The sequence below is a fragment of the Arthrobacter sp. 05L421 genome (assembly GCF_056397785.1).
This window is the reverse complement of record NZ_JBFTOC010000004.1, coordinates 102103-126559: the sequence shown is the minus strand read 5'-3', so window position 1 is coordinate 126559 and position 24457 is coordinate 102103. Positions and strand designations below refer to the sequence as shown.

23 protein-coding genes and 1 pseudogene are annotated in these 24457 nt (G+C 67.5%); 18 read left to right on the top strand and 6 right to left on the bottom strand.

Annotated elements, in window-relative coordinates; genetic code table 11:
- The first annotated feature begins 4 nt into the window (after positions 1 to 4).
- The 9 genes from AC1DKQ_RS07165 (at position 5) to AC1DKQ_RS07125 (ending at position 9732) form a co-directional block, all read left to right on the top strand.
- The gene (locus AC1DKQ_RS07165; RefSeq protein ID WP_476918527.1) at positions 5 to 1336 is read left to right on the top strand and encodes a M50 family metallopeptidase; all 1332 of its coding nucleotides are present in this window, start codon (positions 5 to 7) and stop codon (positions 1334 to 1336) included.
- A gap of 124 nt (positions 1337 to 1460) precedes the next feature.
- Positions 1461 to 2159 (top strand): MarR family transcriptional regulator, encoded by a 699-nt coding sequence (locus tag AC1DKQ_RS07160; RefSeq protein ID WP_476918526.1) that lies wholly within the window; start codon positions 1461 to 1463, stop codon positions 2157 to 2159.
- Positions 2156 to 2704: a hypothetical protein gene (locus AC1DKQ_RS07155; RefSeq protein WP_476918525.1), complete on the top strand. Its 549-nt coding sequence runs from the start codon at positions 2156 to 2158 to the stop codon at positions 2702 to 2704. The genes AC1DKQ_RS07160 and AC1DKQ_RS07155 overlap by 4 nt, the downstream gene beginning before the upstream one ends.
- A gap of 58 nt (positions 2705 to 2762) precedes the next feature.
- A complete protein-coding gene (locus AC1DKQ_RS07150) occupies positions 2763 to 3053 on the top strand; it encodes a YciI family protein (RefSeq protein ID WP_476883953.1) in 291 nt (96 codons plus the stop codon).
- A gap of 48 nt (positions 3054 to 3101) precedes the next feature.
- Positions 3102 to 4268: a flavodoxin-dependent (E)-4-hydroxy-3-methylbut-2-enyl-diphosphate synthase gene (gene ispG, locus AC1DKQ_RS07145; protein WP_277526049.1), complete on the top strand. Its 1167-nt coding sequence runs from the start codon at positions 3102 to 3104 to the stop codon at positions 4266 to 4268.
- The gene (locus AC1DKQ_RS07140) at positions 4231 to 5118 is read left to right on the top strand and encodes a GNAT family N-acetyltransferase (protein ID WP_476918524.1); all 888 of its coding nucleotides are present in this window, start codon (positions 4231 to 4233) and stop codon (positions 5116 to 5118) included. Before ispG ends, AC1DKQ_RS07140 begins: the two co-directional genes overlap by 38 nt.
- A 503-nt stretch (positions 5119 to 5621) precedes the next feature.
- Positions 5622 to 7433 carry a proline--tRNA ligase gene (locus AC1DKQ_RS07135; RefSeq protein ID WP_476918523.1) on the top strand — a complete coding sequence of 604 codons (1812 nt, stop codon included), beginning with the start codon at positions 5622 to 5624 and terminating at the stop codon, positions 7431 to 7433.
- Between the two features lie 19 nt (positions 7434 to 7452).
- Positions 7453 to 8247 (top strand): sulfite exporter TauE/SafE family protein, encoded by a 795-nt coding sequence (locus AC1DKQ_RS07130; protein WP_476883950.1) that lies wholly within the window; start codon positions 7453 to 7455, stop codon positions 8245 to 8247.
- Positions 8248 to 8319: 72 nt separating this feature from the next.
- Positions 8320 to 9732 (top strand): pyridoxal phosphate-dependent decarboxylase family protein, encoded by a 1413-nt coding sequence (locus AC1DKQ_RS07125; protein WP_476883949.1) that lies wholly within the window; start codon positions 8320 to 8322, stop codon positions 9730 to 9732.
- Here the strand turns inward: AC1DKQ_RS07125 and AC1DKQ_RS07120 are convergent.
- The 3 genes from AC1DKQ_RS07120 to AC1DKQ_RS07110 form a co-directional block, all read right to left on the bottom strand.
- Positions 9729 to 10829: an aminoglycoside phosphotransferase family protein gene (locus AC1DKQ_RS07120; RefSeq protein ID WP_476918522.1), complete on the bottom strand. Its 1101-nt coding sequence runs from the start codon at positions 10827 to 10829 to the stop codon at positions 9729 to 9731. The two genes, AC1DKQ_RS07125 and AC1DKQ_RS07120, sit on opposite strands and share 4 nt — an antisense overlap.
- A gap of 79 nt (positions 10830 to 10908) precedes the next feature.
- A complete protein-coding gene (locus tag AC1DKQ_RS07115; protein WP_476918521.1) occupies positions 10909 to 11637 on the bottom strand; it encodes a VIT1/CCC1 transporter family protein in 729 nt (242 codons plus the stop codon).
- Between the two features lie 228 nt (positions 11638 to 11865).
- Positions 11866 to 13074, bottom strand: coding sequence for a ferritin-like domain-containing protein (locus AC1DKQ_RS07110; RefSeq protein WP_476918520.1), 1209 nt, complete (start codon positions 13072 to 13074; stop codon positions 11866 to 11868).
- Positions 13075 to 13178: 104 nt separating this feature from the next.
- Here AC1DKQ_RS07110 and AC1DKQ_RS07105 point away from each other — a divergent pair, with 104 nt between their 5' ends.
- The 6 genes and pseudogenes from AC1DKQ_RS07105 to trxA all read left to right on the top strand — a co-directional run bounded on the left by AC1DKQ_RS07105 (position 13179) and on the right by trxA (position 19774).
- The gene (locus AC1DKQ_RS07105; RefSeq protein ID WP_476918519.1) at positions 13179 to 13796 is read left to right on the top strand and encodes a ribosome maturation factor RimP; all 618 of its coding nucleotides are present in this window, start codon (positions 13179 to 13181) and stop codon (positions 13794 to 13796) included.
- Positions 13796 to 14776: a transcription termination factor NusA gene (gene nusA, locus AC1DKQ_RS07100; RefSeq protein ID WP_476883944.1), complete on the top strand. Its 981-nt coding sequence runs from the start codon at positions 13796 to 13798 to the stop codon at positions 14774 to 14776. Before AC1DKQ_RS07105 ends, nusA begins: the two co-directional genes overlap by 1 nt.
- Positions 14728 to 15390 carry a YlxR family protein gene (locus AC1DKQ_RS07095; protein ID WP_476918518.1) on the top strand — a complete coding sequence of 221 codons (663 nt, stop codon included), beginning with the start codon at positions 14728 to 14730 and terminating at the stop codon, positions 15388 to 15390. The genes nusA and AC1DKQ_RS07095 overlap by 49 nt, the downstream gene beginning before the upstream one ends.
- A 152-nt stretch (positions 15391 to 15542) precedes the next feature.
- A complete protein-coding gene (gene infB / locus AC1DKQ_RS07090) occupies positions 15543 to 18440 on the top strand; it encodes a translation initiation factor IF-2 (RefSeq protein WP_476883942.1) in 2898 nt (965 codons plus the stop codon).
- 238 nt (positions 18441 to 18678) lie between these two features.
- Positions 18679 to 19188 carry a 30S ribosome-binding factor RbfA gene (rbfA, locus tag AC1DKQ_RS07085; protein WP_476883941.1) on the top strand — a complete coding sequence of 170 codons (510 nt, stop codon included), beginning with the start codon at positions 18679 to 18681 and terminating at the stop codon, positions 19186 to 19188.
- A gap of 149 nt (positions 19189 to 19337) precedes the next feature.
- Positions 19338 to 19774: pseudogene (gene trxA, locus AC1DKQ_RS07080) on the top strand (thioredoxin).
- Positions 19775 to 19869: 95 nt separating this feature from the next.
- Here the strand turns inward: trxA and AC1DKQ_RS07075 are convergent.
- Together AC1DKQ_RS07075 and AC1DKQ_RS07070 are read right to left on the bottom strand one after the other, a co-directional pair.
- Entirely contained in the window at positions 19870 to 20073 is a 204-nt protein-coding gene (locus AC1DKQ_RS07075; protein WP_377988345.1) for a hypothetical protein, read from the bottom strand.
- 144 nt (positions 20074 to 20217) lie between these two features.
- Positions 20218 to 21381: a pyridoxal phosphate-dependent aminotransferase gene (locus AC1DKQ_RS07070; RefSeq protein ID WP_476918517.1), complete on the bottom strand. Its 1164-nt coding sequence runs from the start codon at positions 21379 to 21381 to the stop codon at positions 20218 to 20220.
- Between the two features lie 86 nt (positions 21382 to 21467).
- Between AC1DKQ_RS07070 and truB the strand changes: the two genes are divergently transcribed.
- The 3 genes from truB to AC1DKQ_RS07055 all read left to right on the top strand — a co-directional run bounded on the left by truB (position 21468) and on the right by AC1DKQ_RS07055 (position 23384).
- Positions 21468 to 22418 carry a tRNA pseudouridine(55) synthase TruB gene (truB, locus tag AC1DKQ_RS07065; protein WP_476883939.1) on the top strand — a complete coding sequence of 317 codons (951 nt, stop codon included), beginning with the start codon at positions 21468 to 21470 and terminating at the stop codon, positions 22416 to 22418.
- Positions 22418 to 22771, top strand: coding sequence for a hypothetical protein (locus AC1DKQ_RS07060; protein WP_476883938.1), 354 nt, complete (start codon positions 22418 to 22420; stop codon positions 22769 to 22771). Before truB ends, AC1DKQ_RS07060 begins: the two co-directional genes overlap by 1 nt.
- A 76-nt stretch (positions 22772 to 22847) precedes the next feature.
- Positions 22848 to 23384, top strand: a complete 537-nt coding sequence (locus AC1DKQ_RS07055; protein WP_476884030.1) for a hypothetical protein — start codon at positions 22848 to 22850, stop codon at positions 23382 to 23384.
- A 97-nt stretch (positions 23385 to 23481) separates the two neighbouring features.
- On the opposite strand, the gene AC1DKQ_RS07050 is transcribed toward AC1DKQ_RS07055, so the two are convergent.
- On the bottom strand, positions 23482 to 24036 hold the full coding sequence (locus AC1DKQ_RS07050; protein WP_476883937.1) for an NUDIX domain-containing protein: 555 nt from the start codon (positions 24034 to 24036) through the stop codon (positions 23482 to 23484).
- Positions 24037 to 24457: the final 421 nt, after the last annotated feature.

The window sequence follows — 24457 nt, the reverse complement described above, 5'->3', positions numbered from 1 at the left end:
CAGCATGAGCCCCGTCCTCCTCTTTATCCTCGGTGTCGTCTTTGTGGCGATCGGCATCGCCGTGTCCATTGCCCTCCACGAAGTCGGTCACCTGGTCCCGGCCAAGCTGTTCAAAGTCCGCGTGACCAAGTACATGATCGGTTTCGGGCCCACCGTCTGGTCGAAGAAGCGGGGTGAAACCGAGTACGGCCTCAAGGCCATCCCGCTGGGCGGCTACGTGTCCATGATCGGGATGTACCCGCCGAACAAGGAAGACGGCACCGTCCGCACCTCCAGCACCGGCATGTTCCAGTCGCTGGCATCCGATGCCCGCTCCCTGGCCCACGAGGAAATCGGCCCCGGCGACGAAAACCGGGTCTTCTACCGGCTGCCGGTCTGGAAAAAGACCATCATCATGCTCGGCGGGCCCGCAATGAACCTGCTGATCGGCGTCGTGTTGACCGCGGTGCTGTTGATGGGATTCGGCACCGCCACCCAGACCACCACCATCGCGGACGTCTCCAAATGCCAGGTCAAGGCCGGCGAGACCGTGGATCCGAACTCCGCCGACTGCAAGCTCACCCCCGCCGCGGCCGCGGGCCTGTTGCCGAATGACACCATCACCTCCTTCGACGGCAAGGCCGTCACCGGCTGGGACGAACTCACCGGCTGGATCCGCGCCTCGGCGGGCCGACAGGTCAGCATCACTGTGGAGCGCGGCGGCGCCACGGTCTCCACCACCGTCACGCCCGTGCTCTCCGCCCGCCCCGTGATCGGTCCCGACGGCCGCCAGGCCAAGGCCGCCGACGGAAGCCTCCAGTTCCAGGACGTCGGCTTCCTGGGCATCGGTGCGCAGACCGAACTCGTGCAGCAGCCGGCGTCGTCCGTGCTGCCGATGGCGGGGGAGAACATCACGCAGGTTGCCGGGGTTGTGGTGAACCTGCCGGCCCGCGTGGCCGGTGTGGCCAAGGCAGCCTTCAGCGAGGAACCAAGGGACCCCAACGGCCCCATCAGCGTGGTGGGCGTGGGCCGGGTGGCCGGCGAGGTCGCCGCCATGGAGGAGGTCCCGCTGCAGTCCCGCTTCGCCGCACTGATCGGTTTGCTGGCCGGACTCAACTTCGCCCTGGCCGTCTTCAACCTCATCCCGCTGCTGCCGCTCGACGGCGGCCACGTGGCGGGCGCGCTGTACGAGGGGGCCCGCCGCCAGATCGCCAAGCTGTTCGGCCGCCCGGATCCCGGAGCGTTCGATATCGCCAAGTTGCTCCCGGTGACCTATGTAGTGGCGGTGCTGCTGATGGGCATGGGAGCATTGCTGATCTACGCGGACATCGTGAAGCCGGTCAACCTCTTCGGATAAGGGTTCCGAAGAGGCCGTTCCAGGCAAACTCCGCTGACTTTCATTTATAAGCTTATTTCGGCTGATTTTAAATAATCAGTTGAAAATGATTGATTATTGTCGATCACCTCCCTAGGCTGGGGCCATGTACGTCATGACAATCGACCAGCGCGGCAGCACGGGCGACATCGACCGCGTCCCCGGGCTCCTCAAGGAACTAGGTGCCATCTCCACCGCCGGGCGCTTTGAACGTTCGGTGGGCGACGAGGTCCAGGGCGTGGTGGAGCGGGCCGATGAGGTAGTGGAGATCACCCTGCATGCCCTGCGCAGCGGCCGCTGGTACGTCGGAATCGGGGTGGGGGAGGTGGACCTGCCGCTGCCGGCCAGTCCGCGGGAAGGCTCCGGTCCTGCCTTCGTGGCAGCCAGGACCGCCGTTGATCGGGCCAAAGGGGCGGCCGCCCATGTACCGGTCGCCGTGGTCGCGGGCCGGGGCCGGCGTCGGGCAAGTGCAGCACTAAGCGCAGCGGCCGCCGCGGACGGCACAATCGGGTCCCGGGAGGCCAAGGCTTGCGCCAACGCGGAGGCGGTGCTTCGGCTCATTGGCCGCCTGGTCCAGGACCGGACTGCGGCGCAATGGAAGGTGTTGGACGTGCTGCGCTCGGTGCGGCTCGGCACCCACGGCACCCATGGCACCCAAAAAATTGCAGCGCAGAGACTCGGAATCACGGAGCAGTCGGTGAGCCGCGCGGTCCTCCGCTCGGGCTGGCAGGAAGAATGGGCGGCGCGGCCAGCGGCGGAATTGCTGCTGACCCTGGCCCACGACAGCACCGAAGGAGAGCAGTGAACGCCCTCTGGATCACGCTGGCGCTGCTGACCGCGGGATTCGTCGGCTGGCCGGTCACCGCCGGGATGTTCCGTCTCGCCCGGACCATAGATGACCGGACCCTGGACGGCGGAGCGGGCGGCACCAGTACCGGCGACACGGCTGAGGACCCCTCTGCCGACTCCACCACGGACCCCGATATCCAGGCGGCCCCGGATGTCGGGCCGGACCCCGCACCGGGCGCGGCCCCGGATGTCGGGCCGGACCCCGCACCGGGCGCGGCCCCGCCCGTCCAGCCGGCACCGCCTGCCGAAACCGTCAGCAGCGTGCGCATCCTGCGCGGCGGCGCCATCATTGGCATCCTGGAACGGTTCGCCGTATGCCTGGCAATCCTCGCCGGCCAGCCCGTCGCCATTGCCTATGTCGTGGCCATCAAAGGCCTCGGCCGGTTCGCCGAGTTGAAGGCCACCCCGGTTGCCGCAGAGAGGTTCATCATCGGAACCCTCACCTCCATGCTCTGGGCCGCCGGCGTCGCCGCCCTGGCCAAGGTCCTCTTCCTCGGCTAACCCCGTGCCCCGGCGCCCCCGGATGGGAACCGGGCAAACGGGACGATAGTGTATCCGTATGACTGTTTTTGCTGTGGAGTACGTGTACGACGCCGAATCTTCCGAGGTCCGCAATGCCAGCCGCCCGGCGCACCGGGAATGGACGGCGGGACTTGCCCGCGAGGGCGCCCTGCTGGCCAGCGGCCCCTACGGCGACGGTGCGGGCGCGCTGCTCATCTTCAAGGCGGCCGACGAGTCGGCCTTGAATGACCTCCTGCGGCAGGACCCCTTCGCAGCCGCCGGTGCCATCTCGGGCACGCGCACCACTGTGTGGGCGCCGCTGACCGGTCTTCTGGCCGAGCACGCCTAGCCTGTCCCGCCCACACCTTCGCTTCATCGAAACTAAAAGGGAGTCCATGTGACCTCGGTCAGCCTGGGAATGCCGTCAGCACCGCCCCCCGTACTTGCCCCCCGCCGCAAGACGCGCCAGATCAAAGTGGGATCCGTCGGGGTCGGCTCGGACTCGCCCATCAGCGTCCAGTCCATGACCACGACGCCGACTACCGACATCAACGCCACCTTGCAGCAGATCGCGGAACTCACCGCTTCCGGCTGCGACATCGTCCGGGTTGCCTGCCCGTCCGCCGATGACGCCGAGGCGCTGCCGATCATCGCCAAGAAGTCCCAGATCCCGGTGATCGCGGACATCCACTTCCAGCCGAAGTACGTGTTCGCCGCGATTGAGGCCGGCTGCGCCGCCGTGCGCGTGAACCCGGGCAACATCCGCAAGTTCGATGACCAGGTCAAGGAAATCGCCAGGGCCGCAAAGGACCACGGCACCTCGATCCGGATCGGCGTCAACGCCGGCTCCCTGGAGCCGGGCATCATGAAGAAATACGGCAAGGCCACCCCCGAGGCCCTCGTGGAATCGGCCGTCTGGGAAGCCTCCCTCTTCGAAGAGCACGGTTTCCACGACTTTAAGATCTCCGTCAAGCACAACGACCCGGTCATCATGGTTGCCGCCTACGAGATGCTGGCCGAAAAGGGCGACTGGCCCTTGCACCTCGGCGTCACCGAGGCCGGACCGGCATTCCAGGGCACCATCAAGTCCGCGACGGCGTTTGGCGCCCTGCTCTCCCGCGGAATCGGCGACACCATCCGAGTCTCCCTCTCGGCCCCGCCGGTCGAGGAAATCAAGGTGGGCAACCAGATCCTGCAGTCGCTCAACCTGCGCCCCCGCAAGCTGGAAATTGTCTCCTGCCCGTCCTGCGGCCGCGCCCAGGTGGACGTCTACACCCTCGCCGAGCAGGTCACTGCCGGCCTGGAGGGCATGGAGGTCCCGCTGCGCGTGGCGGTCATGGGTTGCGTTGTGAACGGCCCGGGCGAGGCCCGCGAAGCCGATCTCGGCGTAGCCTCGGGTAACGGCAAGGGCCAGATCTTTGTCAGGGGCGAGGTCATCAAGACTGTCCCGGAGGACCAGATTGTTGAGACACTGATCGAAGAAGCGATGCGTATCGCGGAAGAGATGGGGGACGCCGATGGCGAAAATGCTGTCAAGGGTAGCCCCGTGGTTAACGTCTCGTAGGGACGACGCCGCTGCCGGCGTCGTCGTCCGGGTTCTTGGTGGCGGCGACACCGGACAATTGCTGGCGCTGGCGCACCGGGACGCCGTCGCCAACGTCTTCATCCTCTCGCACCTGGAGGTCGCCGGGACGGCGTCTCCCACAGCCGGGGGCGCCAGCATTCTCGGCGTGTTCGACGGCGACACCCTCCTCGGTGCCTGCTGGGCCGGCGCCAACCTGGTGCCGATCGAGCTTGCCCCCGAGCTCGCCGGCCTCGTTGCCATGGCCGCACACCGCTCCGGGCGCCGCTACGCCTCGATCTTTGGCCCCGCCGAGACTGTCCTGGCCATCCACGCGGCCCTGGAGCAGCTCGGCCAGGTGGCCCATGAAGTCCGCGACCACCAGCCCCTGCTGACGATCTCGGGCCCGCCCGCTGTCCGGCCCGAGCCCGCACTCGGCTTCGGCCAGCTGGCTGACTTCGACAAGATCCTGCCCGCGTGCGCCGCCATGTTCGAGGAAGAAGTGGGCTATTCGCCCTACCTGGGCGGCAGGGAGTATTACAGCCGCCGCGTCAGGAGCCTCGTCCGCCAGGGCCATTCCCTCGTGCACGTGAACTCGGAGGGCCAAGTGGTCTTCAAAGCCGAACTCGGCGCCGTCACGCAGGAAGTGACCCAGGTCCAGGGCGTCTGGATGAATCCCGAGTTCCGCGGACTGGGACTGAGCGCGGGCTACATGGCCGCCGTCGTCGTCCTCGCCCAGACCCTCGCGCCCGTCACCAGCCTCTACGTCAACGACTTCAACGCAAAGGCCCGCGCCACCTACGACCGGGTGGGCTTCCGCCAGGCGGGCACGTTCGCCACAGTGCTTTTCTAGACCGTGCTTTTCTAGACAGTGCTCTTCTAGACAGTGCTTTTCTAGACAGTGCTTTTCCAGCGGGCAGCGCCGGCCGGACGTCATCCGCCGGGCCCCGCAGCGGACTTGTCCGGACACGTTGCAATTATCCGATTGCAGACTATTGATTCCCGGGCCCATGTCACATAGGTTCTACCTAGCCGTGTCGCACAGGCGCGCATATTCCCCAGCGCATTTTCCGGGGAAAGCAACGCCTGGAGACGACACCACGTAGCTCGCAGCCTGAGATCTGGGGTGCTGGGGCCACGGGAGCCACGCCATGACGGGATGACCAGCCGGAGACGGCCAGGGGCTTCCATCAGTTATGGCGTGGCTCTTCCATGTGCTGCGTTTTGCCGGCGCAGGGCCGCCGCAGGGGCGAAGCTGGGCACTGCGGCACAGGCGTGCGCTCCGGACGGTAGATTAGTACCTAGATGCTTTTCCCGGTTTTGCCCGCACTTTCCCCAGAAACGGATATCCCACCTGTGGTCCTTCGACTCTCCAAGCTGTTCCTGCGCACCCTGCGCGAAGATCCCGCCGACGCCGAGGTAGCCAGCCACCGGCTCCTGGTCCGGGCCGGCTACATCCGCCGGGCCGCGCCGGGCATCTACACGTGGCTGCCGCTGGGGCTGAGTGTGCTGCGTAAGGTGGAGCAGGTCATCCGCGAGGAAATGACGGCCATCGGAGCCCAGGAAGTCCACTTCCCGGCGCTGCTGCCCAAGGAGCCCTACGAGGTCACGAACCGCTGGACCGAATACGGCGAGGGCATCTTCCGGCTCAAGGACCGCAAGGGCAACGACTACCTCCTGGCCCCCACGCATGAGGAAATGTTCACCCTTCTGGTCAAGGACCTGTACTCCTCGTACAAGGACCTGCCGCTGAGCATCTACCAGATCCAGAACAAGTACCGCGACGAGGCACGTCCCCGGGCAGGCCTGCTGCGCGGCCGCGAATTCATCATGAAGGATTCCTACTCCTTCGACGTCGACGACGCCGGACTGGACGCCAGCTACGCCGCCCACCGCGGCGCTTACCTGAAGATCTTCGAGCGCCTCGGCCTTGAGGTGATTCCGGTTGCTGCCACCGCCGGTGCCATGGGCGGGTCCAAGAGCGAGGAATTCCTGCACCCCACCGAGATCGGTGAGGACACCTTCGTGCGCTCGGCCGGCGGCTACGCGGCCAACGTCGAGGCCGTCACCACCGTAGTCCCCGCGGACATCGACTTCAGCAACGCCCCGGCCGCCGAAGTCCGGGACACCCCGGACACGCCCACCATCGAAACGCTCGTCAACGCCGCCAATGTCCTCGTTCCGCGCACAGACGCCGACGGCGGCCCCTGGACCGCCGCCGACACGCTCAAGAACGTCGTCCTCGCCGTCACGCTGCCCACCGGCGAACGCCAGCTCGTCGTCATCGGGCTCCCCGGCGACCGTGGGGTTGACCTCAAGCGCGTCGAAGCGAACATCGGGTCCTTCCTGCCCATTGCCGGCGAGATCACGCTCGAAGCCGCCAACGACGACGACCTCAAGAAGCAGCCCCTGATCGTGAAGGGCTACCTCGGCCCCGGCATGTCCCTGGACGCGCCGCTGCTGGGCACCGAGGGCGCCGCAAAGATGCTCTACCTCGTGGATCCCCGCGTGGTCAGCGGCTCTGCCTGGGTCACCGGCGCCAACGAGGCCGGCAAGCACGTCTTCGGCCTCGTCGCCGGACGCGACTTCGGCTGGGACGGCGTTATCGAGTGCACCGACGTGCGCGCCGGCGACGAGGCTCCCGACGGTTCCGGACCGCTGGAAACCGCCCGCGGCATCGAAATGGGCCACATCTTCCAGCTGGGCCGGAAGTACGCCGCGGCCTTGGACCTGAAAGTCCTGGACCAGAACGGCAAGCAGGTGGTGGTGACCATGGGTTCCTACGGCGTCGGCGTCACCCGCGCCGTCGCAGCCCTAGCCGAGTCCAACCACGACGACAAGGGCCTGGTCTGGCCGCGCGCCGTCGCCCCGGCCGACGTCCACGTTGTGGCCGTGGGCCGCGGCGAGGAAATCTTCGCCGCCGCCGAAAAACTGTCCCTGGAGCTCGAAGCCGCCGGCCTCGACGTCATTTATGACGACCGCCCCAAGGTTTCCCCCGGCGTGAAGTTCGGCGACGCCGAACTCGTCGGCGTCCCCACCATCCTCGCCGTCGGGCGCGGACTCGTGGACGGCGTCGTGGAGATCAAGGACCGCCGCAGCGGCAATGCCGAGAATGTAGCCGTTGACAAGGCTGTTGACTACGTAGTCAACGCCGTGCGCAACAGCTGATGCTGCGCATTTCCAGTTAGTGGTCTCCGGACTCGAGTCGATCCAGCTCGGAACGGTCATCCTGATTGTTGTGGCCGGCCTGGCCGCGGGCTGGGTCGACGCCGTCGTCGGTGGCGGCGGCCTCATCCAGCTACCGGCCATGCTCCTGGTGCCGGGCATCAGCCCGGTCCAGGCGCTGGCGACCAACAAGATGGGCTCCATCTTCGGCACCACCACGAGTGCGGTCACGTATTACGGCCGTGTCCGGCCCGATCTGCGCACAGCCCTGCCCATGGCGGCGATCGCGATGGCGGGAAGTTTCGGCGGCGCGGCGGTGGCCGCCAACCTGCCGGCGAGCGTGTTCAAGCCGATCATCGTGGTGGCGCTGATCGCCGTCGCGCTTTTCACCGCCTTCCAGCCCGGCCTCGGCGAGCTGACCAAGCTGCGCCACGCGGGGCACCGGCACTACGTGGTGGCCTGCGTGATCGGCGGCGTCATCGGCTTCTATGACGGCATGATCGGCCCCGGCACCGGCTCGTTCCTGATCATCGCCCTCGTCTCGGCTATGGGCTACGCCTTCCTGGAAGCCAGCGCCAAGGCCAAGATCGTGAACGTTGCCACCAACGCCGGTGCCCTGCTGTTCTTCGTGCCACACGGTGCCGTGCTGTGGGGGCTCGGGCTGCTCCTGGGCCTTGCGAACATGGCCGGCGGCTACCTGGGCGCCCGGACGGCGGTCCGGCAAGGGAGCAAGTTCATCCGGATCGTGTTCCTGGTGGTTGTGGCTGCGCTGATCATCAAGCTCGGCTCCGACGTTTGGCAGGACAACTTCACCTAGGTGTCCGGCACGCAGGCCCGTGGCTCCCGCAAGGGACTCCCAGTCCGCTGGACCCGGGCGTAGCATGCAGCTATGTCAGCAGGTGAGGAACGCTACCGGGATGCCCTCGAAGCCGCCGCCACTCACGCGCGTCGGTGGCTCGAGAGCCAGGGAACACGCCACATCGGGCCGAAGGCCACGGCGGCCGAGCTCGCGGCCGACTTCGGCGGACCGCTGCCCAAAGAAGGCATGCCGGCCGCGGCGGTGGTGGACTATCTCGCCGCCAAGGCCGAACCCGGGCTGATGGCCATGCCCTCCGGACGGTTCTTCGGCTGGGTCATCGGCGGCACGCTGCCGGCCGCCCTGGCGGCAGACTGGCTCCTCAGCGCCTGGGACCAGAACGCGGGGCTGCGCTTCGCCACGCCCGCCACCGCCGCGATCGAGGAAGCCGCCGGCAAATGGATCCTTGAGCTGCTGGGTCTACCCGAGGAGTCCGACGTCGGCTTTGCCACCGGCGCCACCATGGCCAATTTCACCGGACTGGCCGCCGCCCGCTGGCGGCTCATGGCAGATGCCGGCTGGGACCTCGACGGCGACGGCCTGGCCGGTGCGCCCCGGATCCGTTGCTTCGTGGGGCAGGAACGCCACGACACCATCGACCTCGGCCTGCGCTATCTGGGCCTCGGGCGTCCCACCGTGGTGCCTTCCGATCGGCAGGGGCGCATCATCCCGGCCGAGCTGGACTGTGCCCTGGACCTTGCACTCAGCGCGGGGGAGGACGGCCGGCCGGTTCTGGCCCTGGTGTGCCTGCAGGCCGGCAACCTGCATTCGGGCGCCTTTGACCCCTTCGCCGAGGCGATAGCCGTCGCGAAGGCGCACGGTGCCTGGGTGCACGTGGACGGGGCGTTCGGACTCTGGGCCGCCGCCGTCCCCGAGCTCTCGGCCCTGACCGCGGGACTTGGCCTGGCCGATTCGTGGGGGACGGATGCGCACAAGACCCTCAATGTCCCCTACGACTGCGGGATCGCGATCGTGCGCGACGCCCAGGCCCTGCGGTCGGCGATGGGGCTGCGCACCAGTTACCTGATCCAGGCCGCTGACGGTGCCGGGGACCCGTTCGAGAGTGTGCCTGAGCTCTCCCGCCGCGCGCGCGGCGTCCCGGTGTGGGCGGCGCTGAAATCCCTGGGCCGCGACGGCGTGGCCAGCCAGGTCCGCACACTCGTGCAGCGGGCCGCGCAGTTGGCCGAACAGCTCGCGGCGCTGGACGGCGTTGAGGTGCTCAACGACGTCGACTACACCCAGGTTTCCCTGGCGTTCGGGGACGACGCCGTGACGCGCGCCGTGACGGAACGGATCATCGGCGACGGCCGGGTCTGGATGTCCGGCTCACGCTGGCAGGACCGCGATATCCTGCGGATCTCGGTGAGTAACTGGAGCACGGACGACGCTGACGTCAGAGTCGCGGTCGACGCCGTCCGCGACGCACTGTCGGCCGTGCGGGGCTAGCCGCCGGCCAGCCCCGCTGCTTCCCCGGCTGCTTCCCCGGGCGAGGGCAGATCCTGCGGAGCGGGCAAGCCAGGAAGGGTCCGGCCCGCCAGTGTGCTCGCCACCCACAGGGAACGGGCCAGATCGCCCTCATGGTGACGCTGCGAGGCATAGCCGAGGGCGTTCTCCACCTCGCGGACCAGGCTCCACTGCCGGGCGGTCTCGGCGTCCAGGCCGGCGGCCGCACTGAAGTCCCCGCAGCGTGCGAGCAGCGCCCGTCCGGGATTGTGCTGTGGCAGCTCGCGGAGCCTGTTCCACAGCACCGGGGCCACGGCAAATTCGGCCTCGCCGATCATGGGCTGCGGATCAATGGCAGCGTACTGATCCAGCCCTGTTGCCTGCCCGGTGCCCGGTCCCGGCATACCGGGACGGGCGAGGATGTTCAGGTAGTGCAGGTCCGCGTGGACCAGGACGTCCTTTCCTGACCGCCTGCCGACGGCGCCCCGGGTCTGGCAGACTTCAAGCGCCGCTTCGAGCAACCACCGCGGGAACGGCTGCGCCAGGTCCTCCCACGTCGCGGGGAGTTCATCGCTCCACTGTTCGGCCCGGGCCGCCACGTGGTCGATATCCCGCCATTGTGGCCGGTCATCCGGGACCACGCTGAGCTGGCGGACCACGCCGCCCCACACCGTCACGGCCGTTTCCAGGGGGACATCCAGGAGGGAGCGGCAGGCGTCCAGGCGCTCCAGGAGCAGGGCGCAGGATTGGGCGTCGGCAGCCAGCAGCCTGACGGCGCCATGGCCTCGCCATAGGGCTAGGGCGTGGTGTTCGCGGGTGGCCTCCTCATGCGGGTAAGCCACCTTCAGGACGGCGAGGTTGCCGTCGGCGGTACCGTATCCGCCGGATCCGGCCCCGTCCATGTGCCGGACGGGGATGACGACGCCGCCGTGACCGTTCCAAGGAAGGGCGCCCGGCTCCAGGTCCGGCAGGAGTTCCCACTGATCGAGGAATTGTCCGATCAGGCCAGGAAGTGACGCCAGCCAGGCGCGGCCCTCCGGCGTGCGGGAGTAGCGGCGGGAAAGATCGGGCGGAATCGGGACGTCTGGGATGGTGCTCACGGGACCTATCGTAGGCGCCGGAGGGGATGCGGCCGCTTGGCGCGTGCCGAAATTGGGCGCTGCGGCCTTAGCTGCGGCCTTAGACGATACCGCTCGCGCCGAGCGCGTTGCCGATCGCAAACGTGGCCACCAGCGCCAGGGCACCGCCAATCACCACGCGGATAGCTGCCTTGAGCTTTGAGCCGCCGCCAATCCACGCGCCCACGGCGCCGGTGACCGCCAGCGCCACGAGCACGGCCACGAAGGTCAGCGGGATCCTGATATCTTCCGGCGGGAGCAGGATGGCCAGCATGGGCAGGACCGCACCGGCGAGGAACGCGACGGCGGAAGCGAACGCCGCGTGCCACGGACTCACGATGTCGGTCTCGTCAATGTTGAGTTCGGCTGAGAGGTGCGCGCCCAGGGCGTCGTGTGCCGTGAGCTCCCTGGCCACCGTGCGCGCCGTCGCGGGGCTCAGGCCTTTGCCCTGATAAATCGCGGCGAGCTCCTCGAGCTCTTCCTCCGGCTGTTCCGCCAGTTCCCGGCGCTCCTTCTCGATCAAGGCATGCTGGCTGTCCTTCTGGCTGCTGACGGAGACATATTCGCCAAGCGCCATCGAGATGGCGCCGCCCACGACGCCTGCGGCGCCCGCTAGCAGGATCGGCCCGGTGTCACTAGTGGCGCCGGCGACGCCGACGACAATCGCGGCGACAGAGACGATGCCGTCATTGGCCCCCAGAACGCCCGCACGGAGCCAATTGAGGCGGTGTGCGATGTCATTGTGGTGCGGCTCGTTCTCATGAAAGGTTGCGGCGCCGGTGGTGTCCATGACTACAGCAAATCACCCGGGCCGGGGTGTTGCCAGTATTCCAAGGCTTACCAAAATTAGCCGAGGCTTGCTCCGGTCCGCAGCCTCCCGGCAGCGACGGCCCGCAGCCTCGCGGCTGCGACGGCCCGCAGCCTCGCGGCTGCGACGGCTGCGTGGCGGGGTCCAGACCCGGTAGGGCACCGGGATCCGCCCCCACAGCACAGGCCGCCGCGACGGCTGCGACGGGCTTTAGCCTGCCGGCTGCGACGGCTGAGTGGCGGGGTCCAGGCCCGGCAGGGCACCGGGATCCGCCCCCCACAGCACAGCCCGCTTCCCGGCGCCAAGCAGGGCCGCGATGGCCCACTGCCGGGTCTCACCCTCGCTCAGCGCCACGAGGTCGCCATACGCGGGCAGTGCGGCGGCCTCCAGAGTGCCGAGCCCGGCAGCGGGGGAGGACAGGAAGGATGGACCCAGCGTGTAGCCCGCCTCCCGCGGCGGAACAGCGGAGCAGTGCAGCCGGCTCAGCGATTCTGCGCCGCTGAGGAGCGTGTCATGGCGTGCCAGTTGCTCGGCCGCGGACTTCGCCGCGTTCCCGTCCAGCCGGGGCAGCGCCACTTGGTACCCGTAGATGGTCTGTGCTTCGGTCCGGACCACCGCCGCCAGTGCGCCGCCGAGGCTGGATGCGGCCGCGAACTGCCCTGGACTGGACTGCGCAGCATCGGACTGCGGGGACGCGGATGGCGAAGGGCAAGTGCCGGACGGCTGAGGCGAGGCCGCGTCGGCGGCCGGCGCCGCAGTCCCGGTGCCGGCTGCGAGGGCCGAGGCCTGCAGCAGCTGTCCGGCGCCGACGGCAGCCAACAGCCGTGCCCTGCCGCCATCGGCCACGGCAGCGTCGGCGAGGCGCTGTGTGCCGCTCTTCGCGAGGGCAGTTACAAGGCCGGCGGCGGTCGACGGCAGGGGTGCGGCTGGCGGTCCGGTACCGGGCTGGCCGGTACCGGACTGGCCGGAAACGGAGGGAGCCGGTGTAGCGGAGGAGGTTGCCGGGGGCGTTTCCCGGCCGGAGCCCGCGGCCGCTGCGCCGGTTGCGTCGGCAGGGTTTTCCCCCGGTGCCAGCAACGCTTGCGCCTGGGTTGTCAGCAAGGTCACAGTCCGCTCGATGGCGGGGTTCCCGGCACCGGTGGAAGGGCCGTCGGCGCTGGGCGCCGAGCCGTCTTTTGAACCGTGTTGTTTCGCGGTGCCAAGCTGGCTGCCGGCCTCCCGCAACCGCGCGGTTTCGGCCAGTGCCGCGGCCCGCGCCTGTTCGGAAAAGGGCGGCTGCGCAGGAACCGGTGGCCGGGCCGGCATCAGGACCACCCCCAGGCTCACCACCACCAGGGCGAGGCATACAAGAAGCGCGTAGCGGGGGAGCGACCGGGGAAGGTGATCCTGCCATCGCTTTTCCCTGGTGTCGTCGTTCACAACAGACCATGTTGTCATGCCGGCCCGGAACGCGTGCACCACGCCGCCCGGAAAATCGCTAGGCTAGTACACACAACATTATCTAACGGGAGGCGGCCGGCATCATGACCAACGCAGAAGCCACGACTTCAACAGACCGGTCCGGGACGGGGAAGGCTGAAGCCGCACCCGTTCAAAATGTCGAGGCCGAGCGCCTGCACGCACTCTTGGAACCCGCAGTGCTGGCGAACCGGCTCTACCTGGAAGACGTATCCATCCACGTCGCCGGCGCCAACCGGGTGGTCCACGTAGTGGTGGACCTGCCGCAGGAGGAGACCGGGGGCGTCGGCCTCGACGTCATCGCGGAGATCTCCAAGACCCTCTCCGACACCCTGGACAACGACCCCAGCATGGACGCGCGCCCCTATGAGCTCGAGGTCTCTTCGCCCGGCGTCGGACGTCCACTGACGGAAGAGCGGCACTGGCACCGCGCCCGCGGACGGATGGTCAACGTGAACGTGATCCAAGGTGACAACGTCACCGGCCGGGTCCAGTCCGTCGATGATGGGGGAGTCACCCTCGTTCCGGAAATTGCCGTCAAGAAGGGCATGAAGCCCAAGCAGGGTGAACCCGTCAAGCTTCCTTTCGACAGGATCCGCAGCGGAAAAGTCGAGATAGAGTTCAGCCACCTCGAAGAGGCCGGTCTGGAAAAAGCAAACAATGGACCTTCTGAGGAGGCCTGATGGATATTGACATGAGCGCGCTAAGACTCCTGGAGCGTGAGCGTGAAATCCCGCTGGATCTCCTGATCCCAACGATCGAGCAGGCACTGCTGGTGGCCTACCACAAGACCCCCGGCGCCTTCGAAAAAGCCCGGGCCGAGCTCGACCGCAAGAGCGGCCACGTGACCATCTGGGCCACCGAGATCGACGACGACGGCGCCCCGATCGGCGAATTCGAAGACACCCCCGCGGGCTTCGGACGCATCGCGGCCAGCACCGCACGCCAGATCATCCTGCAGCGCCTTCGCGACGCTGAGGACGACAACGTGCTGGGCCAGTTCAAGGGCCGTGAAGGTGAGCTTGTGGCTGGCACCATCCAGCAGGGCAACAACCCGCACATGATCCAAGTGAACCTGGGCGCGGTGGAGGCACTGCTGCCGCCGCCCGAGCAGGTTCCCGGCGAGAAGTACATTCACGGCAACCGGCTGCGCGCCTTCGTGATCGACGTCCACCGCGGCACCAAGGGCCCGTCCATCACGCTGTCCCGCTCCCACCCCGGTCTCGTCCGGAAACTCTTCGAACTCGAAGTTCCCGAGATCGCGGACCGTTCTGTCGAGATCGTCGCGCTGGCCCGCGAGGCCGGCCACCGCACCAAGATCGCCGTCAAGGCCAACACCCCCGGCGTCAATGCCAAGGGTGCCTGCATCGGTGAAATGGGTTCGCGTGTCCGGGCGGTCATGACGGAACTGAACGACGAAAAGATCGACATCGTTGACTACAACGACGATCCTGCGACCTTCATCGCCAGCGCCCTCTCGCCGTCGCGCGTGAATTCGGTCACGATCACTGACGAGGCGACGCGTTCGGCACGGGTGGTGGTTCCCGACTACCAGCTCTCCCTGGCTATCGGTAAGGAGGGCCAGAACGCCCGTCTCGCCGCCAAGCTCACGGGATGGCGAATCGACATCGTCTCCGACGCCGCCGTCAACAGCGGCAAATAGCTCGCAAGCGGGCACGCGCGCAGGCGCACGCACCTCACGCGCACCGGGCCGCCGTCGCGGCTCGGTTCGCGTGCCCGCTCTCACGGGTCAACCGTGATTTCTCAGCTGACCGGCACGTCTGGGTTCGGGACCCGGGCGCCGGAGGGGCTAGAATAGACATGACCGCGCCTAAGGGCCGGTATCCGTGTGTCTTTGGCGCGTCTGGGGTTTTCCCAGATTCGCGGGATGCGATGATTCACCAAGCAGTTGTACTGGCAGGAAGATACTCGAACGTGGCACATGTGCAACACCTCGGGAATCAGCCGCAGCGCACCTGCATCGGATGCCGACAAAAAGGGTCGCGGTCGGAGTTACTCCGGCTCGTCGCCGGCGCCGGTGGTTCGTCCGCCGTCGTGGTGGATGAACGACGCCGGATGGCTGGCCGGGGAGCATGGCTGCACCCCAGCGAAAAGTGCCTGGCACTGGCGGTCAAACGTCGAGCGTTCGGCCGCGCCCTCAACGGCGCAGCCGGTACAGCTGATGTTGAACGCCGGATCACTGCCGGCACGGAAGCCGTGGGCACCCCGGTGGCCGCAGCAACAACCGTCCAACCTGAAAGCGGGTCAGAAAACTGATGGAAACCCGATGAGTTCCCAGCGATGAGTGCGCAACGATGACAACTTTGTTGCGCTCTGCAATGGGCCTTTCAGCTGCACTCGCGGCGGAGGCCCGCAGTAAGAAGTAGACGGTTCGTGCCTGGCTCGGTGCGGACCGAGACAGGAGAAATGTGGCCAAGGTCCGCGTACACGAGCTTGCTAAAGAGCTCGGTATTACTTCCAAAGATGCAGTAACCAAACTGCAGGAATTGGGCGAATTCGTTCGCTCCGCCTCGTCAACAATCGAGGCTCCCGTTGTGCGGAAACTGCGCAACGCTTTCCCCGACGCCCCCGCAGCTTCGAAGTCCGAAGCTCCGGCGTCCGCCCCCCAGGCATCTGCCAGCCCGGCAGCGACCCGTCCGGCGCCTGCGCCTGGCCCCGCTGCGCCCAAGGCTGCGGAACCCAAGGCTGAAGCTCCGGCTCCGGCCGCTGCGGCACCTGCCGCCGCGCCCGCCGCTCCGGCAGCCCCCGCCGCCCAGGCCCCGGCAGCCCCTGCTGCCCAGGCCCCGGCTGCTCCCTCGACGGGCGTCAAGCCCGGCGCGCGTCCGGCCCCCAAGGCTGAAACCCCGGCTGCTCCGGCACGCCAGGGCGGATCGGCACCGCGTCCGGGCGGTCCCCGTCCCGGCAACAACCCGTTCGCCACGTCCCAGGGCATGCCCCGCGGCCGCGGCGGCGACAACGATCGTCCCTCGCGTCCGGGCAATAACCCGTTCGCTCCTTCCCAGGGCATGCCCCGTCCGGGACGCACCGAGGGCGAACGCCCCGGTGGTCCGCGCCCCGCAGCAGGCGCAGGCGGCCCCCGTCCGGGTGGTCCCCGTCCGGCAGCAGGCGCAGGCGGACCCCGCCCCGGTGCCCCGCGTCCGGCCGGCGCTCCCGGTGCTGGTCGTCCGGCAGGAGCCGGCGGCAACCGCCCGACTCCCGGCATGATGCCGAACCGCACCGAACGTCCCGCACCCGCTGGTGCCGGCCGTCCCGGCGGCGGAGGCCGTGGTCCGGGCCGTCCGGGCGGCGCTCCAGGTACCGGTGCTCCCGGTGCCGGTGGCGGCGCTCCGGCCGGTGGTGGCTTTGGTAAGGGCGGCCGCGGTCGCGGCGGCACCCAGGGTGCCTTCGGTAAGGGCGGCGCAGGCCGCGGCAAGCAGCGCAAGTCGAAGCGTGCCAAGCGTCAGGAACTGGAGCAGATGAGTGCTCCGTCGCTGGGTGGCGTGAGCGTACCCCGTGGCGACGGCAACACTGTAGTCCGGCTTCGCCGTGGCTCGTCCATCACGGACTTTGCCGACAAGATCGAGGCGAACCCCGCCGCACTGGTGACGGTCCTCTTCCACCTCGGCGAAATGGCCACGGCCACTCAGTCGCTGGATGAAGAGACCTTCGCCCTGCTGGGCGAGGAGCTTGGTTACAAGCTCCAGGTCGTGTCCCCGGAGGACGAGGAGCGCGAGCTTCTCTCCGGCTTCGACATCGACTTCGAAGCCGAACTGGAAGCCGAAGGCGATGAGGAACTCGAGGCGCGTCCTCCGGTTGTCACCGTCATGGGTCACGTTGACCACGGTAAGACCCGCTTGCTCGATGCCATCCGCAAGTCCGACGTTATGGCGGGCGAGCACGGCGGCATCACGCAGCACATCGGTGCTTACCAGGTCACGCATCAGCACGAAGGTACCGACCGCAAGATCACCTTCATCGATACTCCGGGCCACGAGGCGTTCACCGCCATGCGTGCCCGTGGTGCGAAGGTCACCGACATCGCCATCCTGGTGGTGGCAGCGGACGACGGCGTTATGCCGCAGACGATTGAGGCGCTCAACCACGCGCAGGCGGCCAACGTGCCGATCGTCGTGGCCGTGAACAAGATCGACAAGGAAGGCGCCAACCCGGAAAAGGTCCGCGGCCAGCTGACCGAGTACGGCCTGGTTCCGGAAGAGTACGGTGGCGACACCATGTTCGTGGAGGTCTCTGCCCGCCAGAACCTGCACATCGACGAGCTGCTCGAGGCTGTTCTGCTCACCGCGGACGCTGCCCTGGACATGCGCGCCAACCCGAACAAGGACGCCCGCGGTATCGCGATTGAAGCCAACCTGGACAAGGGCCGCGGCGCGGTTGCTACCGTCCTGGTTCAGTCCGGCACCCTGCACGTCGGCGACACCATCGTGGCAGGCACGGCCCACGGCCGCGTCCGTGCGATGTTCGACGACGACGGCAGCGCGCTGACCGAGGCCGGCCCGTCCCGCCCCGTGCAGGTGCTGGGTCTGTCCAACGTCCCGCGCGCCGGTGACACCTTCTTCGTGACCGCTGACGAGCGCACCGCCCGCCAGATCGCCGAGAAGCGTGAAGCCGCCGACCGCAACGCCGCACTGGCCAAGCGCCGCAAGCGCATCAGCCTGGAAGACTTCGACCAGGCCGTCGCCGATGGCAAGATCGACACCCTCAACCTCATCCTCAAGGGTGACGTGTCCGGTGCCGTGGAAGCCCTCGAAGACGCGCTGCTCAAGATCGACGTCGGCGAGGGTGTCCAGCTCCGCGTCATCCACCGCGGTGTCGGTGCGATCACGCAGAACGACGTCAACCTGGCAACGGTCGACAGCGCCGTCATCATCGGCTTCAACGTCAAGCCCGCCGAGCGTGTTGCCGAACTGGCAGACCGCGAAGGCGTGGACATGCGCTTCTACTCCGTCATCTACGCAGCAATCGATGACATTGAGGCAGCCCTCAAGGGCATGCTCAAGCCGGAGTACGAAGAGGTCCAGCTTGGCACCGCCGAGGTCCGCGAAGTGTTCCGTTCCTCCAAGTTCGGCAACATTGCAGGCTCGATCGTCCGCTCGGGTGTTATCCGACGCAACGCCAAGGCCCGCGTCACCCGCGACGGCAAGATCATCGGTGACAACCTCACCGTTGAGACGCTCAAGCGCTTCAAGGACGACGTCACCGAGGTCCGCACGGACTTCGAGTGTGGTATCGGTCTTGGTTCGTTCAACGACATCACCGAAGGCGACTTCATCGAGACCTTCGAGATGCGCGAAAAGCCGCGCGTCTAAGGTGTTGCTTCGCGGCGGGGCCGTCGGAATTTTTCCGGCGGCCCCGCCCCTACGCTGGGCGGTAATGGATCTGCGATCCATTACCGCCCAGCTTCGGCAGGCCCGATGCCACTCCCAGGCCGCCGGAAAAATTCCAACGGGAGTCCGTCGTTGACTCACCGTAGTGCGTGGCAGAAAACTGAAACGAGCGACCCCGTCTAACAGGCGCCGTCGTACATCCAAATTTTTAGGAGTGGAAATGGCTGATCCCGCACGGGCTGCCAAGTTGGCGCAGCGGATTAAGGTTGTCGTTGCCGAGGCGCTGGGCCGGAGGGTGAAGGATCCCCGTCTGGAGGGCGTCACCGTGACCGACTCGCGGGTGACCAACGACCTGCAGCACGCGACTGTTTACTACACCGTCTTCGGTGATGAAGTGGCACAGGCCGATGCCGCCAAGGGGCTCGAGAAGGCCAAGGGCGTGCTGCGGCAGGAAGTAGGCCGGAACATCACCGTGCGGCTGACCCCGACGCTCGAGTTCGTGGCCGACCAGATCCCCGTCAACGCCTCGAACCTCGAGGAACTGCTCCGCGCCGCCAAGAAGCGCGACGCCGAGGTGGCGGCGCTGGCCGAAAGCGCCACGCACGCCGGGGAAGCCGATCCTTACAAGAGTGACACGCCCCAGGACGTGGAGCTCGACGAGGACGACTTCGACGAAGAGGACATCGACCTCATCGACACCGACGCGATCGACGAGGACCGCAACAAGTAAGTGTGCCTTCCACAGCAGGGGCCGGAACCGGAAACGGATCCGGCCCCTGCTGTTTCCGCATCCGGGGACCTTCGACCCTTGGCCCGTTCATGGGCAGGGGAGTCCCATGGAACCATGACTGCGGGTATGCGCAAGGGCGCCGGAGTGTCGTGGCATCCAGCCTGATCAAATGCCAGAACTGCGGGAAGACCAACCGGATTCCTGCGGCCGCTGCCGGGCACCCGCGTTGCGGCAATTGAGGGAAGGTCCTCCCCTGGATCGTGTCGGCGTCAGACGCCGACTTCCCGGTTGTTGCGGAGCAGTCTTCGGTCCCGGTTCTGGTCGATTTCTGGCCGGCTTGGTGCGGGCCATGCCGCATGGTCAGCCCGGTGCGGACAAGCTGGCGCAGGAACGGGCCGGGAAGTTCAAGCTCGTGAAGGTCGACGTCGACATCTCACCGGGCTTGTCCCGGCGGTTCGATATCCAGGCCATCCCAACGTTGCTTGTCATCAAGAAGGGGACGGTCGCGGCCCGTCAGGCTGGCGCGCCGCCGGCCGCAGCCCTCCGCAGCTGGCTCGACGAGGCATTGGCGGCAAGTCCGGGGTGACCACCGGGCAGATGCCGCCGAGAGGGCAGATCATGGCAGTGTGCGGGAGAAACATTGCCGCGAAATGCCTTCTCGAAATGCCTTCTCGAAATGCGCTAGCGGCGCCGAGAGCGCCCGACGCCCAAGCCGCCCAGCACGGGCGATCCTGCGCCGAGGAGGAAACCGAAGTCGTACCAGTTCCCGGCGCGGGCGGAGTTGTAGAACGGGAACTCGCTCCAGGCCCCGAAGACATGGGCGATCAGGACGATCCACGCCGTCAGCCCATTCCAGAAACCCCACAGCAGGTCTTGCCACCACACGATGTACCCCCTTGGCTGGAATTCCAGGGCGCCCGGACGAGCCAGGACAGCCCGAAGTCAGGATAACCAGGTCGGCTGGGAGCACCGTGTGATTAGGCTATGGGTCCAGAGGTGCCGGCAACAGGGCCGGTCGTCCCGGCGCGGTCAGCTGCCGGCTACGCGGGCCGGGAGACGCAGGAGGCCCTCCACGAGGTCCGCCTGGTTACCGCAGAGCGCAATGCGGATCCAGCCCTCGCCGATGGAGCCAAACGCCGTGCCGGGGGCGAAGGCCACGCCGGAGTCCGCCAGGAAGCGGCGGGTCCAGGCCCGGACATCCCCGCCGCTGGCGTGGGAGACGTCCGCCCAAAGGTAGAAGGCACCTTGGGCCGCGAGGTAGGGGATGCCGTGGGAGCGCAGTACCGCCGAGGCCGCGTCGCGGTTGGCCCGGTAGTGGGCGTGGGCGTTGCTGACATAGTCCTGCGGACCGGTCAACGCCGCCAGCGCGGCATACTGCGACGGCGAGGCCACGCAGGACACGATCGACTCCATCACGTTGTTCATTTTCTGCTCCAGCCCGGGCGGGCAGATCAGCGCGCCGATGCGCAGACCCGTCAGCCCGTACGTCTTGGAGAGCGTGAGTGAGGTGAACACGCGCGCTTCGCCCGAAACGTCGCTGTCGAAGCTGGCCGGGCTGACGTGGGGGACATCGTAGGTGAACGCCTCGTAGCATTCGTCGGAGATAATCCACAGATCGCGCCGCCGCGCCAGCTCCACGAGGCGGCGGGTCAGGTCCTCGCCCAGGACCGCGCCAAGCGGGTTGGATGGAGAATTCAGGATCAACACCTTGGTTCGCGGCGTGATGAGCGCCTCGATGTCCTCAATCCGCGGCTGGAAATCGTGCTCCGGGTACAGCGGATAGCGGACGGGAACGGCATGCAGCAGGCTGCTGGTCATCGCGAAAGTGGGGTAGCCGGGGTTGGGAATGAGGATCTCGTCGCCGGGGGAGAGTAACAGGCTCATGGCGAAGTGCAGGCCCTGCTGGGCGCCGTCGACCACGTAGACGCGCTCGGCGCCGACCGGCGTCGCGTTGTGTTCACTGAAACGGGCTGCGAAGGCCTCCCGCAGTGCCGGGATTCCGGCGTTCGGTGTGTAGTTGGTCTCGTCCCGGTCAAGGCAGGCCATCCCGGCCTCGAGGACGTGGCGGGGTACCGCAAAGCCCGGCTCCCCGATACTGAGCACGATCGCACCCGGCGTTCCCCACGCGGCTTCGGTGATCTCGCGGATCTGGTTGATCGGGACGTCGCGGACATGTGCGGCAAGCTCGGGCATGTGTGCCATCCTAACGCCCGGCGTCCACGCTGGGCTGTGAGGGCCGTGGGCGGTGGGGCAGGGCTGGCCCGCATATACTGGGAGGCGTGCTTTCTGGACTGGTGATAGTGGACAAACCGCAAGGCTGGACCAGCCACGATGTGGTTGGACGGATGCGGCGGATCGCCGGTACCCGAAAGGTCGGCCACGCCGGGACACTAGATCCGATGGCCACCGGCGTTCTTGTGGTGGGCATCAACAAAGCCACCCGGCTGCTGACCTACATCGTCGGCACCTCCAAGACCTACACCGCCACCATCAGGCTCGGCGAATCCACCGTGACGGACGACGCCGAAGGCGAGGTCACCGCCACCCGCAGCGCCGCTGGGGTCACCGAAGACGCCGTCCGCGCCGGCGTCGCCGCACTGACCGGGGAAATCGAACAGGTTCCCAGCAGTGTCAGCGCCATCAAGGTCAACGGCGAACGCGCCTACGCCCGGGTCCGGTCCGGTGAAGAGGTCAAGCTCGCGGCCCGGCCCGTGACGATCCACCGCTTTGAAGTCCACCAGGTCCGCTTCGTGCGCGAGGCCGAGGCAGACAGGGAAGCCCTGGACGTAGATGTCACGGTGGAGTGCTCTTCCGGCACCTATATCCGTGCCCTCGCCCGCGACCTCGGTGACGCTCTCGGCGTCGGCGGGCACCTGACTGCACTGCGCAGGACGCAGGTGGGCCCGTACACCCTGGACCAAGCACACACCCTTGAGCAATTGGCGGAAAAGCTGGACGTCCTGGAGATCTCGGACGCGGCCCGGGCGCTGATGCCGAACCGTGAACTCAGCGAGGCGGAGACCACCGAGATTTCTTTCGGCCGGAGGGTCGCCGCAGGAGCCGCGGCCGGCACGCCGGAGGCAGCGACCGCGGACAAGCCGGCAGCGGCGTTCGCGCCGGACGGGACGCTCGTGGCGCTCCTGGCCGACGCGGGAAGCTACGCCAAGCCTGTCCTGGTGTTCGCGCCCGACAACGAAAAGCGCTCCAGTGAAAAGCAGGCCGACCAGTAGTGGACGCGTATTTCTACATCATTCTTGTGGTGGGCCTGCTCTCCAGCATTATCTGCGCCGCCGCGGGCCTCCTGAAGAAGGCACCCAACGACACGACGATCCTGTCGGTGGCCGCCGTCGAACTTGCCCTCCTGGTGTATCTGGTGGGATCGATTGTCCGGGTGGCCAGCGGGGAGCGCATCGCGGGGGAGTCCTGGGAGTTCTGGGGCTATCTGGCCACGGCGCTGATCCTCCCGATCGGCGCCGTGTACTGGTCCATCCTGGAGCGGACCCGCTGGAGCAACTTCGTCCTGGCCGCCGTCGGCGTCACCGCCCTGGTGATGGCAGCCCGCATGAACCAGATCTGGTATTGAGATGGAAGAGGCAGAAAACGTGAACGCAAAATCCTCGCAGGATGGCACGAACACCCCGGCGGGGCCGGCCTCCGGCATCACCGGGGCAGCGGATGCCCGACAGGCAGCCGCGGGCTCCACGGAAACTGCTCCGGCGGAAACTGGGGCGTCGGCGACTGGAGCCCCGGCTGGAGCGGCTGCGACCGGGGCTGCCCAAACTGCGCCGCCGGCGACCGACACCCGCAATACTGGGCCGGGACGGCTGCTTATTGCTGTCTATGCCGTGTTCGCGATTTCGGCGACGGCCCGGGCCGGCTACCAGATCCTCACCAAGTTTTCCGAAGCGCCGCTGGCGTACCTGCTGTCAGCCTTCGCCGCAGCCGTCTATGTCGTGGCCACCGTTTCCCTCGCGAAACCGGGCCGCACCGCGTTCAAGGTATCCGTGGCAGCAGTCCTGGTGGAGCTTGTGGGCGTCCTCGTGGTGGGGGCACTGAGCGTCTTCGACTCTGTGAACTTCCCGCACGAGACGGTGTGGTCCTTGTTCGGCCGCGGCTACGGATTCATCCCGCTCCTGCTGCCTATTCTCGGGCTCATCTGGCTGTATCGCCGGCGGCCCGCGCCCCGGCAACACTAGGCGGGCTGCGCGTCCGGGGCTCGCACCGAGGCTTCTCCGTCCTGGGGCCCGACCCGGACACGCGGCTGGGTGGACCGTGCCCGTTACGCCGGGCTGGTTACGCCTGGCCGGCGTTACGCCGGGCCTCCGTGAGCCTGCTTCGCAGTCCGGGCCAGGCGGCCGCGAAGCCCGGGTGCAGTTCCTTGCTGCCGACGGCGTCAATCCCCACCCATTGCAGGTCGAGGCTTTCCGGATCACTGATGGCGGCCTCGAAGGGCTCCAGTGCTTCGGCAACCACCGTGGTGTAGGACCAGTAGCCGACGTCGAACACCGACGTGAACAGGACGCGGACGTTTTCCGGGGGGACGGCGGCTTCTTCGCGTGCTTCCCGCAGCGCCCCGTGGATGGCCTCTTCCCCTTGGTGCAGGGCGCCTCCGGGGAGGCCCCAGGTGCCACCTTGATGGCTCCACAAGGCGCGGTGTTGGAGGAGGATCCCCTTTGCGGCGTCGTGGACCAGCAGCCCGGCGGAACCAAACCGACCCCAGAAGCGTCCGCGGTCGCCCTCGACCCAGGCGTCACCGGGATCGCGTGGACCCAAATGGTGGTGCGGATTGCCCGGCAGCGGTGGTGCAAAGGATGGTTCCCCGGCTTGGGGCGCGGCTGTGCTGTCCATCCCTACAGCTTGCCACGCGCCGGTCCGTAGGAGGGCGGGCAGCGTACGCAGTGTTACGCGCGGTGGGTGGCGGCCGGCGCCGTCTACCAAATTCTTGGAGCCCCGCGGCCAAATTCCTCGACCGAACCTCGCGACCCGAAATCCTCGGTACACGGAGTCACTCCGCGACCCAACCCACGTCAAAGCCGCCGTGGCAGCCTGGGCCGGCGTCACGGCCAGGCGTCATGGCCCGGCGGAACCGGGTCCATTATTTCTGTCGTACCCCTCTGGCAGAGTTTAGCTATGGAAGCCATTGGTGAGTTCATACCGGATCAGGCCGTGTGGGCCGATCCGGTGGTTTGCTCCCGGCCGCACCGGCTGGCTGCCGTTGCCGGCGCAGTCGGTGCAGCGGGCGATGCCGTGAATGGCGCGGCGAATGTTG